This is a genomic window from Stenotrophomonas sp. WZN-1, from assembly GCF_002192255.1.
Taxonomy (GTDB): domain Bacteria; phylum Pseudomonadota; class Gammaproteobacteria; order Xanthomonadales; family Xanthomonadaceae; genus Stenotrophomonas.
The window spans coordinates 2,617,224-2,633,092 of the sequence record NZ_CP021768.1; the positions used below are offsets into that span (position 1 = coordinate 2,617,224).

13 protein-coding genes are annotated in these 15,869 nt (G+C 68.1%); 4 read left to right on the forward strand and 9 right to left on the reverse strand.

Annotated elements, in window-relative coordinates:
* Positions 1 to 88 precede the first annotated feature (88 nt).
* Complete coding sequence (locus CCR98_RS12380) at positions 89 to 913, forward strand: alpha/beta hydrolase (protein WP_087922854.1); 825 nt, start codon at positions 89 to 91, stop codon at positions 911 to 913.
* 112 nt (positions 914 to 1,025) lie between these two features.
* On the opposite strand, the gene CCR98_RS12385 is transcribed toward CCR98_RS12380, so the two are convergent.
* From CCR98_RS12385 to CCR98_RS12415, 7 genes are all read right to left on the reverse strand, one after another.
* Positions 1,026 to 2,675 (reverse strand): MFS transporter, encoded by a 1,650-nt coding sequence (locus CCR98_RS12385; protein ID WP_087922855.1) that lies wholly within the window; start codon positions 2,673 to 2,675, stop codon positions 1,026 to 1,028.
* Positions 2,669 to 3,952: an alginate export family protein gene (locus tag CCR98_RS12390; protein WP_087922856.1), complete on the reverse strand. Its 1,284-nt coding sequence runs from the start codon at positions 3,950 to 3,952 to the stop codon at positions 2,669 to 2,671. The genes CCR98_RS12385 and CCR98_RS12390 overlap by 7 nt, the downstream gene beginning before the upstream one ends.
* Positions 3,931 to 5,778 carry an amidohydrolase gene (locus tag CCR98_RS12395; RefSeq protein ID WP_198361092.1) on the reverse strand — a complete coding sequence of 616 codons (1,848 nt, stop codon included), beginning with the start codon at positions 5,776 to 5,778 and terminating at the stop codon, positions 3,931 to 3,933. The genes CCR98_RS12390 and CCR98_RS12395 overlap by 22 nt, the downstream gene beginning before the upstream one ends.
* A 119-nt stretch (positions 5,779 to 5,897) precedes the next feature.
* Complete coding sequence (locus CCR98_RS12400) at positions 5,898 to 6,323, reverse strand: DoxX family protein (RefSeq protein ID WP_087922858.1); 426 nt, start codon at positions 6,321 to 6,323, stop codon at positions 5,898 to 5,900.
* 2 nt (positions 6,324 to 6,325) lie between these two features.
* The gene (locus CCR98_RS12405) at positions 6,326 to 6,982 is read right to left on the reverse strand and encodes a hydrolase (protein WP_087922859.1); all 657 of its coding nucleotides are present in this window, start codon (positions 6,980 to 6,982) and stop codon (positions 6,326 to 6,328) included.
* Positions 6,979 to 7,395, reverse strand: a complete 417-nt coding sequence (locus CCR98_RS12410; RefSeq protein WP_232463019.1) for an AraC family transcriptional regulator — start codon at positions 7,393 to 7,395, stop codon at positions 6,979 to 6,981. The genes CCR98_RS12405 and CCR98_RS12410 overlap by 4 nt, the downstream gene beginning before the upstream one ends.
* Positions 7,396 to 7,472: 77 nt before the next feature.
* Positions 7,473 to 7,805 carry a hypothetical protein gene (locus CCR98_RS12415; RefSeq protein WP_087922861.1) on the reverse strand — a complete coding sequence of 111 codons (333 nt, stop codon included), beginning with the start codon at positions 7,803 to 7,805 and terminating at the stop codon, positions 7,473 to 7,475.
* Positions 7,806 to 7,901: 96 nt separating this feature from the next.
* Between CCR98_RS12415 and CCR98_RS12420 the strand changes: the two genes are divergently transcribed.
* Together CCR98_RS12420 and CCR98_RS12425 are read left to right on the forward strand one after the other, a co-directional pair.
* A complete protein-coding gene (locus CCR98_RS12420; RefSeq protein WP_087922862.1) occupies positions 7,902 to 10,931 on the forward strand; it encodes a sensor histidine kinase in 3,030 nt (1,009 codons plus the stop codon).
* Entirely contained in the window at positions 10,924 to 11,577 is a 654-nt protein-coding gene (locus CCR98_RS12425) for a response regulator transcription factor (protein WP_087922863.1), read from the forward strand. The genes CCR98_RS12420 and CCR98_RS12425 overlap by 8 nt, the downstream gene beginning before the upstream one ends.
* Positions 11,578 to 12,143: 566 nt before the next feature.
* On the opposite strand, the gene CCR98_RS12430 is transcribed toward CCR98_RS12425, so the two are convergent.
* Positions 12,144 to 13,337, reverse strand: coding sequence for an MFS transporter (locus CCR98_RS12430; RefSeq protein ID WP_087922864.1), 1,194 nt, complete (start codon positions 13,335 to 13,337; stop codon positions 12,144 to 12,146).
* A 93-nt stretch (positions 13,338 to 13,430) separates the two neighbouring features.
* Between CCR98_RS12430 and CCR98_RS12435 the strand changes: the two genes are divergently transcribed.
* A complete protein-coding gene (locus CCR98_RS12435; RefSeq protein ID WP_087922865.1) occupies positions 13,431 to 14,360 on the forward strand; it encodes a LysR family transcriptional regulator in 930 nt (309 codons plus the stop codon).
* 33 nt (positions 14,361 to 14,393) lie between these two features.
* Here the strand turns inward: CCR98_RS12435 and CCR98_RS12440 are convergent, their stop codons facing one another.
* The gene (locus CCR98_RS12440) at positions 14,394 to 15,848 is read right to left on the reverse strand and encodes an amidohydrolase family protein (RefSeq protein WP_087922866.1); all 1,455 of its coding nucleotides are present in this window, start codon (positions 15,846 to 15,848) and stop codon (positions 14,394 to 14,396) included.
* Positions 15,849 to 15,869 lie beyond the last annotated feature (21 nt).

Genomic DNA, 15,869 nt, shown 5'->3' on the forward strand with positions numbered 1-15,869 from the left:
GCAAGTCCGTCGCCCGCACCTGCGCTGTACTGCCGGAGGCACCGGCAGCCTGCCGATGCCTTCCCTCCCTTCCGCCAAGGAACCTGCAATGAGCAACTTCGTCACCGTCGCCGACGGCGCCCGCATCTTCTACAAGGATTGGGGCAACGGCCAGCCGATCGTGTTCGCCCACGGCTGGCCGCTGTCTTCCGATGCCTGGGACCCGCAGATGCTGTTCATGGGCCAGAACGGCTACCGCGTGATCGCCCACGACCGCCGCAGCCACGGCCGTTCCAGCCAGACCTGGGACGGCAACAACATGGACACCTACGCCGACGATCTGGCTGCAGTGATCGAGGCGCTGGACCTGAAGGACGCGATCCTGGTCGGCCATTCCACCGGCGGCGGCGAAGTGGCCCACTACATCGGTCGCCATGGCAGCACGCGCGTGGCCAAGGTGGTGCTGGTCGGCGCCGTGCCGCCGCTGATGCTGAAGACCGCAGGCAACCCGGCCGGTACCCCGCTGGAGGTCTTCGACGGCATCCGCAAGGGCACCGGCGGCGACCGCTCGCAGTTCTTCAAGGATCTGACCACACCGTTCTTCGGTGCCAACCGCGATGGCAACACCGTCACCCAGGGCATGCGTGATTCGTTCTGGCTGCAGGGCATGCTCGGTGGCGTCAAGGGCCAGTACGATTGCGTGCACGAATTCTCGGAAGTGGATTACACCGAGGACCTGAAGAAGATCGACGTGCCGGCACTGGTCGTGCACGGCGACGACGACCAGATCGTGCCGTTCGATGCCTCGGCCAAGCTGTCCTCGCAGATCATCAAGGATGCCGAACTGAAGGTATACGCCTGTGCCCCGCACGGCCTGACCGTCACCCACGCCGAGCAGTTCAACGCCGACCTGCTGGCGTTCGCACGCAAGTGACGTGCGGCGGCGGCGCCACCCAGCGCCGCCGCTTCTGCGGTCGCAAAAAGGGGACGGAGGGGATTATGTCGTTTGTGCACAAACGACATAATCCCCTCCGTCCCCTTTTCTGTCAGATATCGCTGTGGTGGTGCGGGACCCCGATCTTCGGCAGCGGGTCGTGCCCGCCCACGAAATGGCGCACCACCGGTGCACGCTCACCGCGATGCAGCCCGCGCAGCACTTCCTGGATCGCCTTGTCATCGGCGGTGATGCGTTCGTGCTGGCGCAGGTGCTCCAGCCACGACGGGGTCACGAAATACTCCAGGTGGATGCCCGGGGTGGCCACATCCTCGACCACGCCCCAGACCACCGCGCCATCGCGACGACGGATCGCGCCCAACGTGCGCATCTGCGCCTGGAAAGCGGCGCGATCAGCATCCTCGATGCGGTATTCGATGGTCACCAGCACCGGGCCGCGATCGTTGGATACCGGTACCGACAGTTCAGGGGCCGGCCAGTGCCCGGCCGGGCTCAGGTTCAGGTCTTCGGTACCGGCGATGCGCACGCGCCACACCAGCAATCCGCCGATCACCGCGCCCGCGGCAGCCACCAGCAAGGCCAGTTCCGGCGAGGTGCGCTGTGCCAGCGCGCCCCAGCTCAGGCCGCCGGCGGCCATGCCTGCAGAGAACACCATGATGTACAACGCCAGTGCACGCGCACGCACCCACGCCGGCACCGCGGTCTGCGCGGCGATCTGCAGCGACGACAGCACGGTGATCCACGCAAAGCCATTGATCAGCATCACCAGCGGCAGCACGTACCAGCTGCGGGTCAGCGCCAGGCCGACCAGGCTCAGGGCCAGCGATAAAGTGGCCAGCAGCACCAGCAGGTCGCGATCCATCTGTGCGCGCAGCTTCGGCAGCAGCAACGCACCGCCCACCGCACCCATGCCGATGCAGCCGAGCAGCATGCCGTACTGCCCCGCCCCGCCGTGCATCTGGCCGCGCACCACCACCGGCAGCAACGCGTTCATCGCTGCGGCAAAGAAGAAGAAGCCGACCGACTTCATCAACACCGCCTGCAACCGCCCAGCGCGGCTGGCATAGCGCAGGCCCGCCTTCAGGCCAGCACCGAACCCTTCCGGCGGCAGGCTGGACCGCTTCGGGTCGCGCTTCCAGCCCCACACCACGAACAGCATCGCGGCGAAGGTGACGGCGTTGAAGCCGAACGCCCAGACCGCACCCAGCTGGGCGACGATCACGCCACCGATGGCCGGGCCGATCGAGCGCGCGATGTTGATGCCGATCGAGTTCAGCGCCACCGCCGAGGCCAGCATCGGCTGCGGCACCAGTTCGGACACGATCGCGGCCTGCGCCGGCATCGCCATCGCCGCACCACAGCCCATGCAGAAGGTCAGCAGCACCAGCAGCTGCGGAGTCAGCAGGTCCATCGCGGTCAGTGCCGCCATCACCGCGGCGACCAGCAGCATCCAGCCCTGGGTGGCCAGCAGATACCTGCGGCGATCGACGATGTCGGCCAGCGTGCCTGCGGCCAGCGCCAGCAGCACGATCGGCACGGTGGTGGCCGACTGCACCAGGGCCACCATCAACGGCGAGCCGGTACGCTCGGCCATCACCCAGGCGGCGGCCACGTCGTTGACCCAGGTGCCGATATTGCTGGCCAGGATCGCCAGCCAGATCGAGCGGAACATCCGGATCTTCAGCGGGGACCAGGCGCCTGCGGCCTGTACAGAAGGTTGTGACGCGGTTGCGTTCACCATTGCCATGCTCCAACGATCGAGGCGAACAACGTGTCCTGGCCACCGGCCTGCTTCAGTGCAGGCCCGGCATCGACCCAGGCCAGCTGTAGCTGCCATTGCCAGTGTTCGCTGGCCTGCCAGCGGGTTTCGGATTTGTACTGGGTACCGATGCGGCGCGCGCCGCCGGCGCTGCCCGGCAACGCCACCAGCGGGGCTGGCGTGGTGTAGACCGCATCCGCGCGGCGATGCTTCCAGGCCATCTGTACGCCCACTTCCGTCGTCACCGCGTCGTGCAGGCGCAGGGTCAGCGTGGGCTGGACGTCCATCAGGTTGGCCGGGGCCAGCAGGCTGGCCTCGCTGAAATAGGCCGACTTCGGAAACAGCGCATTGAAGGTTCCCAAGCGGCCGTCATGCTGGTCGCCATCGCCACTGGCGATGTCGGCCTTCAGCCCCAGCCGCGGTTGCAGCGTCAGGTTCGTCCAGCGCCACCCTGTATCGGTGGCCAGCGTCCAGGCGCGGATATCGAGCGTGCCGACGGTCGTCCGCAGTTCACCGCCCTGCGCCACCAGCTCGCTGTTCCAGTCCAGTGCACCGGTCTGGCCGAACCAGCGCGCGCCCAGGGTCTGCCGACGTTCGGTACCCACACCGCCGGCGAAGCGCGCGCCCTCACGGCGGTAGTCCAGCAGGTACAGATCCCACTGTCCCACGCCCTGTCCACGCGCCGGTGTGGCATACGCGCCCCAGAGATGGGCGCCGTGTTCGCCGCGATCATCAAAGGCGCCCGGCCGGTTCTCCACCGGCCGCAGCGCCATCAGATCAAGCGTGCCGAATCTACCTTTCCAACCCACGCGCGCACCGTCGAAGGCCAGGCGGATGTTCGGTCCATCGCGCACCGACAACAATCGAGAGCTTCCGTAGCCGGCTTCCTGCCGGCCGAGTTGCAGGTGGAAGCCGCCGCGCTGCCAGCGCCAGTACGCCTGCTGCACGTCCAACGCGCTGTGGTCGGTGCGGCCGGGTCCGCCGGCCTTGCCATTCTCGGCATGCACGCCCAGCTGCAGCTTCGCCTGCCAGCTGTCCTCCACATAGGTGGCCGAGGCCAGCGCACGCATCAGGCCATAGCCGTCCTCTGCGCCACCGATACCGAACCGGGTCGGGTCGTAGTACAGCCCACGCACGCGCAGCGACGCATCCCATTGCAGTTGGCCGTCACCAGCGTCGCTGCAGCGCCCCCCCTCGCAGGCCAGCGCCAGCGATGGCACGGCCAGCAACGCCAGGCTCAGAACGCGAAGCACGAGCATCCCATCGCGCCCCAGAACGCGGTCAGGTCGTCGGTGGGTGCAGCATGCCGGGCCGCATGGCCGTGCGCGCCGTGGGTGCTGCAGGCCACACCGTGATGCTGGTGATGCGCGGCGGCCAACCCGGTGGCGGTACCGCCGACGTGGTAGCCACCGAACCTGTTGACCGGCGACCAGTTGGGCATGGCCGGCGGCAGCTGCGGCGCAAGCCCTGCATAGTCGGCGTCGGCATGCACGATGCGGCCGCCGACCACGGTCAACACGCTGGTGATGTCGGCGATCTGCGCATCATCGACACGGAAGAAATCGGCCGAGAGCAGGATGAAATCGGCCAACTGGCCGACCTTCAGCGTACCCTTCACCGCTTCGTCGCCGGAGAACCAGGCACTGCCCTGGGTCCACAGGCGCAGCGCCTGCTCGCGTTCGAGCAGGTTTTCATCGCCATACAGGGCCAGCCCGCCCACGGTACGTCCGGTCACCAGCCAGGACAGCGCCACCCACGGGTTGTAGCTGGCAACGCGGGTGGCGTCGGTACCGGCACCGACCGGCACGCCTTCGGCCAGCATGCGCTTGACCGGAGGCGTATGCCGCGCGGCCTGCACGCCGTAGCGCTCGACGAAGGCTTCGCCCTGGTAGGCCATGCGATGCTGCACGGCGATGCCGCCGCCCAGCGCACGGATGCGCTCGATGTTGCGCGGGGTAATGGTTTCGGCGTGATCGATGAACCAGTGCAGGCCATCGAACGGCACCTCGCGGTTGACCTGTTCGTACACATCGAGGATGCGGGTGATGCTCTCGTCGTACGTCGCATGGATGCGGAACGGCCAACGCTTCTCGACCAGCAGCTTCACCACATCGTGCAGTTCCGGTTCCAGCTCCGGCGGCAGTTCCGGGCGCGGCTCGTTGAACAGCTCGAAGTCGGCGGCGGAGAACACCAGCATCTCGCCGGCACCGTTGTGGCGCAGCAGGTCATCGCCCTGTCGCGGCTGCAGCATCTCGCTCCAGCCGCGGAAATCATCCACTTCCTTGCCCTTGTTCTGGGTGAACAGGTTGTAGGCGATGCGCACCGTCAGCTGGTCATCGCGATGCAGCTGCTCGATGACCTGGTAGTCCTCGGGATAGTTCTGGAAACCACCGCCGGCGTCGATGACCGAAGTGATGCCGAGCCGGTTCAGTTCGCGCATGAAATGGCGCGTCGAGTTGGCCTGGTACTCGATCGGCAGGCGTGGCCCCTTGGCCAGCGTCGCATACAGGATCAGCGCATTGGGCTTGGCCAGCAGCAGCCCGGTCGGGTTGCCGAGCGAGTCACGCACGATCTGCCCACCCGGCGGATCCGGCGTGTCCTTGGTGTAGCCACAGGCGCGCAACGCCGCGCGGTTGAGCAGCGCGCGGTCGTACAGGTGCAGCAGGAACACCGGCGTGTCCGGCGCGATGTCGTTGAGCTCCTGCAGCGTGGGCAGGCGCTTCTCGTTGAATTGCGCAGCGGTGAAGCCGCCGACCACGCGCACCCACTGCGGCGCCGGGGTGCGGTCGACCTGCGCCTTGAGCATCGCCATCGCATCGGCCAGCGAACGCAGGCCGTCCCAGCGCAGCTCCAGGTTGTAGTTCAGGCCGCCGCGGATCAGATGGGTATGGCTGTCGTTGAGCCCGGGCAGCAGGCGCCGGCCCTGGGCGTCGATCAGGGTCGCTTCATTGCCCCAGCCACACATGATCTCCTCGTCGCTGCCGACGGCAACGATGCGCCCTTCCTGCACGGCCAGCGCCTGTGCATGCGGCTGCTGTGGGTCAAGGGTGGTGATGCGGGCATTGCGGATGACCAGCGTGCTCATGCGACGCTCCTTGGAAGTGGAATCGAGTGCGGCACCGGCACGGCCGGCCAGGCCCAGCGCCACCGCGGCGCTGCCGGCCAGCACCACGTTGCGGCGGCCGTGATCGAGTGGATCGTGACTCATGCGAAATCTCCAGGAAGGCGTTGGCCGTCCAGTGCCCATGCGCCGGGCCCGGCCAGCGCGAGGGCCAGCAGCACCGTGGTCCACATCAACGGGTACTCGGTGCCGCCGCGCATCCAGAACCAGCCCCTGGGCAAGGCCAACAGGACGGTGAAGCCGATGAAGGCGGCCGCCGCAAGCGCGGCGACGCGGGTCTGCCAGCCCAGCAGCACGGCCAGCCCGGACAGCACCTGCAGCAGGGCCAGCAGCAGCGGCAGCGGCGCCACCGCTGGCAGGCCGAAGCCGCGCAGTTCGGTGGCGAAGCCGGCCAGCCCGGGGCCACCGAACCAGCCGAACAGCTTGCCCAGCGCGTGCGGCAGCAGGAAGCCACCTGCCGCCACCCTTAGCATCAGCAGGGCCAGGTCGACGCCATGGCCGGCAACCATGCTCAGTGCCCGCCTTCCTGCGCGCCGAACATGCGCTTGGCGTACTGGATGCCGATGCCATAGCCGCCGGCGTGGTCGCGGGCAATGCCGGTGGTCAGGTCGTAGGTTTCACCCCGTGCCCAGTCGCGCTGCAGCTCCAGCAGGTACTGCACGCTGGTCATCGGCACCGCACCAGCCTGCACCATGCGGGTGATCGCACGCTCGTGGGCTTCTTCGCTGACATCGCCGCAGGCATCGGTGATCACGTAGACCTCGAAGCCCTGCGCCAACGCCGACAGCGCCGGACCCACGATGCAGACGCTGGTCCACAGCCCGGCCACAACCAGGCGACGCTTGCCGATGCGGTTGATCTCATCGATCACCGCCTGATCTTCCCAGGTGTTCATCGAGGTGCGGTCGAACACCGTCTGGCCCGGGAAGATCTCCGGCAGTTCCGGGAACATCGGGCCGGAGAACGACGCTTCGGCAACGGTGGTCAGCAGTACCGGCACGTTGAAACCCTTGGCGCCCTTGCTGATCAGCGACACGTTGTTGCGCAGCGCCGAAATGTCGATGGTGTGGGTGGCGAACGCCATCTGCGACTGGAAGTCGATCAGTACCAGGGCATGGTCGGTGGGCGACAGCAGGGCCGGGGCGGGCGTGGCGGTGGCAAGGCTCATGGATGGACTCCGTTGGAAGCATGATCAGGGGGAAGCAACAGGGCGGCATCACCGGCCAGGTACTGGCCGGGGCTGCAGCCGGTCTCGGCGCGGAAGCTGCGGACAAAATGGCTTTGGTCGAAGAAGCCCAGCTGCTGGGCCAGGCACGCCATCGGCAGCTGCGCGCCGGGCAACAGTTGCCGCGCACGTTCGATGCGGCGACGACGCACATAACGAAGCGGACTGGCGCCGGTACCGGTGCGGAACAGGCGCACCAGGTGGAAGCGGCTGACACAGGCGGCCTGCGCCAGTTCGGTCACCCGCAGCGGCTGCGACAGGTGTTCATCGACATAGCGCAAGGCGCGCTGCAATGCGGCGGCCTGCTGCGGTGCCAGCGCCACGGCAGGCGGTTCGGGCGGAACAACGGTGGCCATGCGGGGCGCCGCGAGGGGGTAGCCCATGGTGCGCGGCCGCCGCGCGATGCCCTACCCCCGTCGGTCGGGGCCAGCACCTACCCGAATGGGGGAGGCCGACGGCCGAGCAGGCGGCGCCCGAACAAGCGCGCATCCACTGAGTAGGCGCCCGGCCCCAGCATCAGCAGCGCCGGTGGCAACGCCACCAGCGGCCACGAAGCCTGCTGCGCGAACATGGTCGCGGTTGCCATCAGGGCCGCCAGCGGCGTCAACACACCCAGCACGAGCATGGCCGCCGCCAGCAGGCACAGCACCGACCACCCGCCTGCATGGGTGCCGGGCAGGCACAGCGCGGCGGCCAGGCACAGCCGCAGCCACAGCAGGCCGATGCCCGGACCGCGGTCGGGGAACATCACGAACAGGCGCTGCATGGCCGGGCTCCAGAGGACATGCCGGCGTGATAGCCGACCGCGGCGCCCGCCGCCTACCCCGTTCGGGTCACCCCGGGCTGCCCCACACCTGCCAGAATGCGCGCCATGCGTGGCCGCCCCTTCCCGTTGCAACGTCACCTGCGGACGCTGCTGACCTGCCTGCTGCTGTTGACCGCCCTGCCCGCCCTTGCCGTGCAGCGCCCACCAGTGAGCGGCGGGTTGCCCGATTACGAGCACACGGCCTGGCGCGTCGGCCAGGGCGCCCCCGGCGATATCTGGGACATCACCCAGGACCGGGACGGCCTGTTGTGGCTGGCCACCGGCTCGGGGCTGTACCGCTTCGACGGTCGTCGTTTTGAACGCCAGGCACCTCCCGTGGGCAGCCATTTCCCGTCCACCAACATGGTCACCCTTGCGCTGGGCCGCGACGATGCCCTGTGGATCGGCTACTTCCAGGCCGGCATCAGCCAGTTCGCGCGCGGCCAGCTGCACAACTACGGCCGCGACCAGGGCGTGCCGGTGGGTGTGGTGCCACACTTCAGCCAGGACCGTGACGGCCGGCTGTGGGCCGCGATCAATGGTGGACTACGCCAGTTCAATGGCCAACGCTGGCAGCCGCTGCCCACTGGCATGGGGGTGCCGGAACATCGCGTGCAATGGCTGCTGCACGACAGCCGCGGCACCTTCTGGGTACTGGCCGACCTGAAGGTCTGGATGCGCGCGGCCGGCCAGGCAGCCTTCAAGGACACCGGCATCGCCGTCTCGCAGATGGCGACGCTGGCCGAAAGTCCGCAGGGTGAAGTGTGGCTGGCCGATCGCGTGCGCGGTACGTCGCCGCTGGCCAACCCACAAGGCCTGCTGCCGGACAGCGAGCGCGAGGCACGGCGGTTGCCTGGGCTGGTCGCTGCGCGCCTGCAGTTCACTGCCGATGGCGCGCTGTGGGCAACATTGAGCCCGCATGGCGGTGTCGCCCGCGTCACCTTCGACGGTGGCCGTGCCGTGCGCATGGAGCGCTTCGATTCGCCGCACGGGCTGACCGCCACCTCGGCCGTGCCGATCATCGTCGATCGCGAAGGCAATCTCTGGGTCGGCACCAATCTCGGCCTCAACCGCTTCCGCGCGCGCAGCGTGCACACGCTGGCGGTAGGCCCCAGTGATCCCTACCGCTCACTGGTGCGGGCCAGCGATGGGCATGTGTATGGCTATGGCGAAGACCTCAAGCCCTACGACCTCAGGCGCACCCTGCTCGATGGCAGTGCCACGCAGCTGCAGGCCGCCGCGCGCCAGGCACCCACCCCGATCTGGCAGTTCGACTGGGTCAACCTTGCACGCACCGTGGCCGGCCGCACCACGCGGATTCCGCTGCCTGCGCCCTTCACCGGGCAACCACTGCATGCCCTGCTGTTCCCCGACGACGAGCAGGCCTGGGTCTGCACGGGAGAACGAGGGGTCCTGCACTACTTGCAGGACCGCTGGCAGCGCGAACCCCGCCTGCCCGAACTGGCCTGCTCGTCGCTGGCGCTGGATGCCAACGGCCAGCTGCTGCTCGGCTATGCAGACGGCCGGCTGCGCCGCATGGGGGCGACGCGCATCGAAACCTTCGACGCCGGCCACGGCCTGTCGGTCGGGCCGATCACGGCGCTACTCGATCATCAGGACCTGCTGCTGGTTGCCGGCGAGGCCGGGTTGGCCGTGCGCCTGGGCAATGGCCGGTTCGTCCAGGTGAGCACCGACATGGCCGGCGTGATGGAAGGCATCACCGGCATGGTCGCCGATGCGAATGGCTACCTCTGGCTCAATGGCAGTCGTGGCCTGGTCCGACTGGGGAGCGATCAGCTGCGGCGCGCACTGCGCAGCGGGCAGCCGGTGACGCCACGCCTGTTCGATGCGGTGGATGGCATGCCCGGCATCGCCCTGCAGAGCGGACCGATCGCCACCGCCGCACTGGCCAACGATGGCCTGTTGTGGCTGGCCACCAACCAGGGCCTGGCCTGGCTGGACACCACCCGCTCGCACGTCAACACCATGGCGCCCAGCGTGCGCATCGGCGAAGTGCTGTATGGCAGCGAGCACGAGCCGCTACGCGATGGCCTGCGCCTTCCGGCCGGCACCAGCCAACTGCAGATCGATTACGTGGCGCTGTCGCTGGCACGCCCGGAGCGCAACCGCTACCGCTATCGCCTGTCCGGCGTTGACGACGGCTGGCAGGATGCGGGCAGCAGCACGCGCGCGTATTACACCAACCTCGCACCGGGCAGTTACCGGTTCGAGGTGGAAGCCGCCAACGAAGACGGCATCTGGAGCACCGCGCCGGCCAGCCGCAGCTTCCGCATCGCCCCCACCTTCATGCAGACCGTGTGGTTCAAGCTGCTATGCGCGGCCGTGATCCTCGCGCTGCTGGCAATGGCAGTGCGCATCCGCAGCGGGCAGCTGGCGGCCCTGTTCCGCGCGCGCCTGCAGGAACGCCATGTCGAACGCGAACGCATCGCCCGCGACCTGCACGACACCCTGCTGCAGGGCAGCCAGGGCCTGATCCTGCGCCTGCATGCGATCAGCCAGGCCGCGCAGACGCCAGAGCCCGTACGCAGCCAGCTGGAATCGGCGATGCAGCTGGCCGAGCGCAACCTGGCCGAGGGCCGCGAGCGGGTCAACGCACTGCGTGACGGCCCTTTCGCGGGTCGCGACCTCGCTTCGGCGCTGGCCGATGTTCACGCCGAATACGCCGGGCACGGCACCAATCCACTGCGGCTGACCGTGGAAGGCGCAACGCCCCCACTGCAGGCCGATGCCGCCGAGGAAGTGTTCCTGATCGGACGCGAAGCCATCCGCAACGCGTTGCGTCATGCCCATGCCAGCGCCATCGAAGTGGAGCTGTCCTACGGCACGCGGTGTTTCCTGCTGCATGTGCGCGACGATGGCGTCGGCATCGCCGACGAGAATGCCGGGCACGGCCATTGGGGCCTGCAGGGCATGCGCGAACGTGCGCAACGCCTCGGCGCCGAACTGCAGCTGTGGACGCGGCCCGGGCTGGGCACCGAAGTCGCGCTGGCGGTTCCTGCCCGTCGCCTGTATCACCGCCGCCCATCGCGTTGGCGCTGGCCCTGGAGTAGAACGAGTCATGACTGAGTCCCCTGCCCCGATCGGCGTGCTGGTGGTCGACGACCACCCGCTGCTGCGCGACGGCTTGGCAGCGCTGCTGGGCGCCCATGCCGACCTGCGCCTGCTCGGCGAGGCCGCCGATGGCGAGGAAGCCATCGCGCGCTACCAGCAGTTGCAGCCGGACGTCGTGCTGATGGACCTGCAGATGCCACGCCTGGATGGCGTCGAGGCCATCGTGCGGATCCGCGCGATGGATCCGCGTGCACGCATCATCGTGCTGACCACCTACCGCGGTGACGTACGCGCGGTGAGGGCGCTGCAGGCCGGCGCCAGCGCCTACCTGCTGAAGGACATGCTGCGCCATGAGCTGGTCGATACCATCCGCATGGTGGCCGGTGGCCGGCGCGCACCGATTCCACCAGTGGTGGCGGCGAGCATCGCCGCGCATGTGGTCGAGGATCGGCTGTCGCCCCGCGAGACCGAGGTGCTGCGGCACGTCGCCAGCGGGCTGTCGAACAAGCGCATCGGCGAGCGCATGCAGATTTCCGAGCAGACGGTGAAGGCGCACATGAAGAGCCTGATGGACAAGCTGGGCGTCGGTGATCGCACACATGCGGTGACCCAGGCCCTGCGGCGCGGGATCATCAGCCTGGACGACAGCGGTCACGATTAGGGGGTGTCCGGCAGGGCGTGCAGCCCTGCACCCGCAGTAGTGCCGGCCGCTGGCCGGCAACCTCAACAGCAGAAGCGTGCATTCCGTGGGATGGCGGGGCGGTGTCGGACTGCGGGGACGCCGTAAACCCATCCTTGGGGGCTTGGCCGCGGCATCCATGCCGCGGACACCCCGCACTCCGACACCGCCCCACCTCTGACAGATTCCGATGGCGGTTGGTAGGTGTCGACCTTGGTCGACACGGTAGATCCGCACCATGCGTGGATGAAAGCTGTCAGATATCGAAATACATCTGGGGTCAGATCCGTTTTCCTTCGGAAAACGGATCTGACCCCAAGAGCCGTTCCGACAGATCGCAGAAAACTTTCGAAGGCGGGGTGGGTCCGGTTGCGGGGGCGTGAGCGCCATGGATGGCGCGAGCCTACATGGACGTATTTACGGCGTCCCCCGCAACCGGACCTACCCCGCCATCCCACGGATAGCCGGCTTTTGCTGTTGCTGTTGCTGTTTCTGTTGCTCCAGCTTCCAGCAGGTGCAGGGCTGCAAGCCCTGCCAAACATCCCCCTTTACTTCAAACGCAGCAGCAGGCTGCCGCCCGCACACACCACCGCCAACCAGGCCACGCCGTGCCAACCCCACTGCGCCAGCGCCAGGCTGCCCAGCGCACCACCGGCAGCCATGCCGATGAACATGCCCGTGAACAGCAACGCATTGAGGCGGCTGCGTGCCGGCGGCACCAGGCCGTAGACCAGGGTCTGGTGCGCCACCAGCGCCGACTGGAAGCCGAAGTCGAACAGCAGCGCACTCACCACCAGCAGCGGCAACAACGCAGCAGCCGGCAACCAGACTTCGGCCAGCAGCAGGCCGAAGCCCAGCAGCGCCACTGCGATCGCCAGCCGGGCCACGGCATGGCAACCCAAGCGGTCAGCGAAACGTCCCGCGAACGGCGCGGCCAGCGCACCGGCCGCACCCGCAATACCGAACGCACCCGCCGCCGCACTGCCCAGGCCCAGGCGTGCATGCAGCATCAGCGCCAGTGTCGACCAGAACGCGCTGAAGCCGACCGCCAGCAACGACTGGCTGGCCACGGCGCGGCGCAGTTGTGGCTGCTCGCGCCACAACGCCAGCAACGAACCCAGCAACGCCGGATAGCGCAGCGTGCTGGTCGGTGCGAAACGCGGCAGCGCACGCGCCATCACCGCCCCCATCGCCGCCACCGACAGCGCGGCCAGCACGAACTGCGTGCGCCAACCCCATGCTTCAGCCACCACGCCACTGACCACGCGCGACAACAGGATGCCGAGCAGCAGGCCGGTCATCACCCGGCCGACGACCTGACCGCGTTGTGCATCCGGCGCCAGCACCGCAGCGGCCGGCACGATGTCCTGCGCCAGCGTAGCCATCAGCCCGACCAGCAGGCTGGCCATCAGCAGGCCCGGCAGGTGCCCGGCCATCGCTGCGGCGCCCAGTGCCAGCGCCAGCACTGCGGACTTCAACAGAATGAGGTTGCGGCGGTCGAAGCGGTCGCCCAGCGGTGCCAGCAGCAGGATACCCAGGGCATAGCCGAGCTGGGTCAGGGTCGGTACCAGGCCAGCGGCGCGCTCACCTGCGCCGAGGTCCTGGGCAATCAGGCCCAGCATCGGCTGGCTGTAGTACAGCGAGGCGACCGAGAAGCCGGCGCCCGCCGCCATTGCCAGCACCAACGGGGTGGAAGGTGCGGTCGCAGGTGCGGCGGCGACAGACAGCGAGGGGGTAGACATGGGGGAGTCCGGTGGAGGAAGTGGGCGTATCCTGCCGGTATTCGCATGACGTCTGTAGTAGGCTTCATTGCATACTCTCCATACGTCTCACGCATGAATGACTTTGCTACCGGTGCGGATCGCCTGGACCTGCTGCGCACCTTCCTGCGCATCGTCGACGCCGGCAGCCTGTCTGCCGCGGCCGTGCAGCTGGGCACTACCCAGCCGACAGTCAGCCGTCGCCTCCAGGCCCTGGAGCGACAGCTCGGCCTGCGCCTGCTGCAGCGCTCCACCCATGGACTGCAACTGACCGAGGATGGCCTGCGCTGCCAGCGCCATGCGCAACGTGTGGTCGACGAATGGGAGTCACTGCAGGCCGAACTGCACGGCGAGCCAGAAACACTGCGCGGACGCCTGCGGGTGATGGTGCCGCATGCCTTCGGCCAGGCACAGCTGCTGCCGACCATGCTGTCGTTCCTCGCCCAGCACCCACAGCTGAGCCTGGAGTGGATCCTGGAGGATCGGCGCCCGGACTTCATCGCAGAAGGCATCGACTGCGCGGTGCGGGTGGGACCGGTCGACGAACCGCGCATGGTCGCACTGCCGCTTGCCGAAGTGCCGCGCATCGTCGTGGCAGCGCCCTCGCTGGTGCAGGCCACCGCGATCAGCACACCGGAACAGGCGCAGGCACTGCCGTGGATCTCATTGGTTACCTACTACCGCGAGCGACTGCTGCTGCATGATGCGCAGGGCCGCGCACATACCCTCTCGATCAGCCCGCGCCTGCTCAGCGACAACCTGTTCGTGGTACAGCAGGCTGCCCGTGCTGGGTTGGGCGCCGCCGTGGTCTCGGCCTGGTTGGTGGCCGACGACCTCGCACACGGGCGGCTGGTGCAGTTGCTGCCGGACTGGCAGGCACCGGCACTGCCGGTGCACGTGGTGTTTCCGGCTGCTCGCCAGCAACCACCCAGGCTGCGCGCCTTCATCGACGCGATGAAGGCAGCGCTGCCTCAGCTGCATGGGATGCGGCCGGCGTCGCGCTAGATCGCCGGCCACATCATCCACGCATGGCGTGGCCTACTGCTTCGCCGCCTCGGCATTCCAGGCCGCGACCTTGGCTTTGGTGTCGGCCAGCATCTTGTCCAGCGCGGCGCGGTCATACACGTTGCCACGCAGGATCACGCTGTCGATCTTTTCGGTGGCGGCAATGTCCTGCAGCGGGTTGGCGGTGAGCAGCACCAGATCGGCGGCCTTGCCCTGCGCGACACCACCGTAACGGTCCATCTGGCCGAACCAGGCCGGGCCGGACCGGGTCGCGGCGGACAGCGCCTGCGGCGCGCTCAGGCCTTCCTTCACGAACAGCTGCAGCTCCTGGTGCAGGGCAATGCCCGGGAAGTTGAACGAATTGAGGAAGCCCGCATCGGTGCCGGCGATGATCGTCACGCCGGCTTCCTGCAGCATCGGCAGCACCGCGGCCACCTGGTGGTACTGCGCGTGGCGCGCTTCGATCTGCGCTGGCGTTGCCTTGGCGGCACGGTCGACGCGCCACTGGTAGGTCGCGCGCAGGCCCGGGCCGATGTAGGCCAGGTACGGATCGTTGGCGTGGTCATCCTGGTCGAGGAAGTCGAGGATGCGCCCGCCGTTGAGGGTCGGGGTCACGAATACGCCGCGCTTTGCGAAATCGCGGTACGCGTGCATCGCAGTGTCGCGGTCGAAGCTGGCGTCGAGGCGCCGGTTGGCTTCGGCGCGGTCGATGCGGCCGGCGCCGAAGTCGGCGGCGATCTGCGCTTCGTCCTTGCTGCCTGCCTTGAATGCATAGTCCAGATGCTCGATCGAGGCCAGGCCGGCATCGACCGCCTGCTCCACGGTCAGCGCCATCGGAATGTGACCCGAGGCCTTGAAGCCGGCCTTGCGCGCGGCACTGGCCGAGTACAGGAACAGTTCCGGCTTCAGCGTGCTGTCGGTGATCTTCACGAAATCGACCTTGTCGTGCTGCAGGCGGGTGATCGCCCTGTCGACGTCGGCCTGGCTGCCCACTTCGATCGTGCCCTTCCAGACCGGCTTGATGCCTTCGATCTTCGCGCCCGAACTGAGCAGGCGTGGGCCGAACAGCGTGCCCTTGGCGATCTCGCCACGCCACTGCAGCACCTGCTCGGGAAGATCACCGGAGCAATCGCGCACCGTGGTGATGCCGTGCGCGATGTACAGCGGCAGCAGCGCCTTGTTCTCTTCGATCAGCGCCGGGCCACCACCAAAGTGCACATGCATGTCCCACAGGCCCGGAATCAGGTACTTGCCCTTGGCATCGATCTGGCGGGCCGTACTCCACTGGCTGCGCAGCTGCGCGTCCGGGCCGACGGCGACGATGTCCCCGCCACGGATCACCACGCTCTGCCCGGCCAGGGTGCTGGCGTGCTCGACATCGACCACCGTGGCATTGCGGATCAGCAGGTCGGCGCGCTCGGTGGCGGAGGCCGACAACGGCGCCACCGCGAGAAGGATGGCAAGGGACAACGGACGGGAACGGAACATGGACAGCATCCTGATGGGCAC

Bases quoted from the DNA above. Each gene is read 5' to 3' on its own strand.
- CCR98_RS12380 (WP_087922854.1), top strand. From the start codon at position 89: ATGAGCAACTTCGTCACCGTCGCCGACGGCGCCCGCATCTTCTACAAG.
- CCR98_RS12385 (WP_087922855.1), bottom strand. From the start codon at position 2,675: ATGGTGAACGCAACCGCGTCACAACCTTCTGTACAGGCCGCAGGCGCC.
- CCR98_RS12390 (WP_087922856.1), bottom strand. From the start codon at position 3,952: ATGCTCGTGCTTCGCGTTCTGAGCCTGGCGTTGCTGGCCGTGCCATCG.
- CCR98_RS12395 (WP_198361092.1), bottom strand. From the start codon at position 5,778: ATGAGCACGCTGGTCATCCGCAATGCCCGCATCACCACCCTTGACCCA.
- CCR98_RS12400 (WP_087922858.1), bottom strand. From the start codon at position 6,323: ATGGTTGCCGGCCATGGCGTCGACCTGGCCCTGCTGATGCTAAGGGTG.
- CCR98_RS12405 (WP_087922859.1), bottom strand. From the start codon at position 6,982: ATGAGCCTTGCCACCGCCACGCCCGCCCCGGCCCTGCTGTCGCCCACC.
- CCR98_RS12410 (WP_232463019.1), bottom strand. From the start codon at position 7,395: ATGGCCACCGTTGTTCCGCCCGAACCGCCTGCCGTGGCGCTGGCACCG.
- CCR98_RS12415 (WP_087922861.1), bottom strand. From the start codon at position 7,805: ATGCAGCGCCTGTTCGTGATGTTCCCCGACCGCGGTCCGGGCATCGGC.
- CCR98_RS12420 (WP_087922862.1), top strand. From the start codon at position 7,902: ATGCGCGCCATGCGTGGCCGCCCCTTCCCGTTGCAACGTCACCTGCGG.
- CCR98_RS12425 (WP_087922863.1), top strand. From the start codon at position 10,924: ATGACTGAGTCCCCTGCCCCGATCGGCGTGCTGGTGGTCGACGACCAC.
- CCR98_RS12430 (WP_087922864.1), bottom strand. From the start codon at position 13,337: ATGTCTACCCCCTCGCTGTCTGTCGCCGCCGCACCTGCGACCGCACCT.
- CCR98_RS12435 (WP_087922865.1), top strand. From the start codon at position 13,431: ATGAATGACTTTGCTACCGGTGCGGATCGCCTGGACCTGCTGCGCACC.
- CCR98_RS12440 (WP_087922866.1), bottom strand. From the start codon at position 15,848: ATGTTCCGTTCCCGTCCGTTGTCCCTTGCCATCCTTCTCGCGGTGGCG.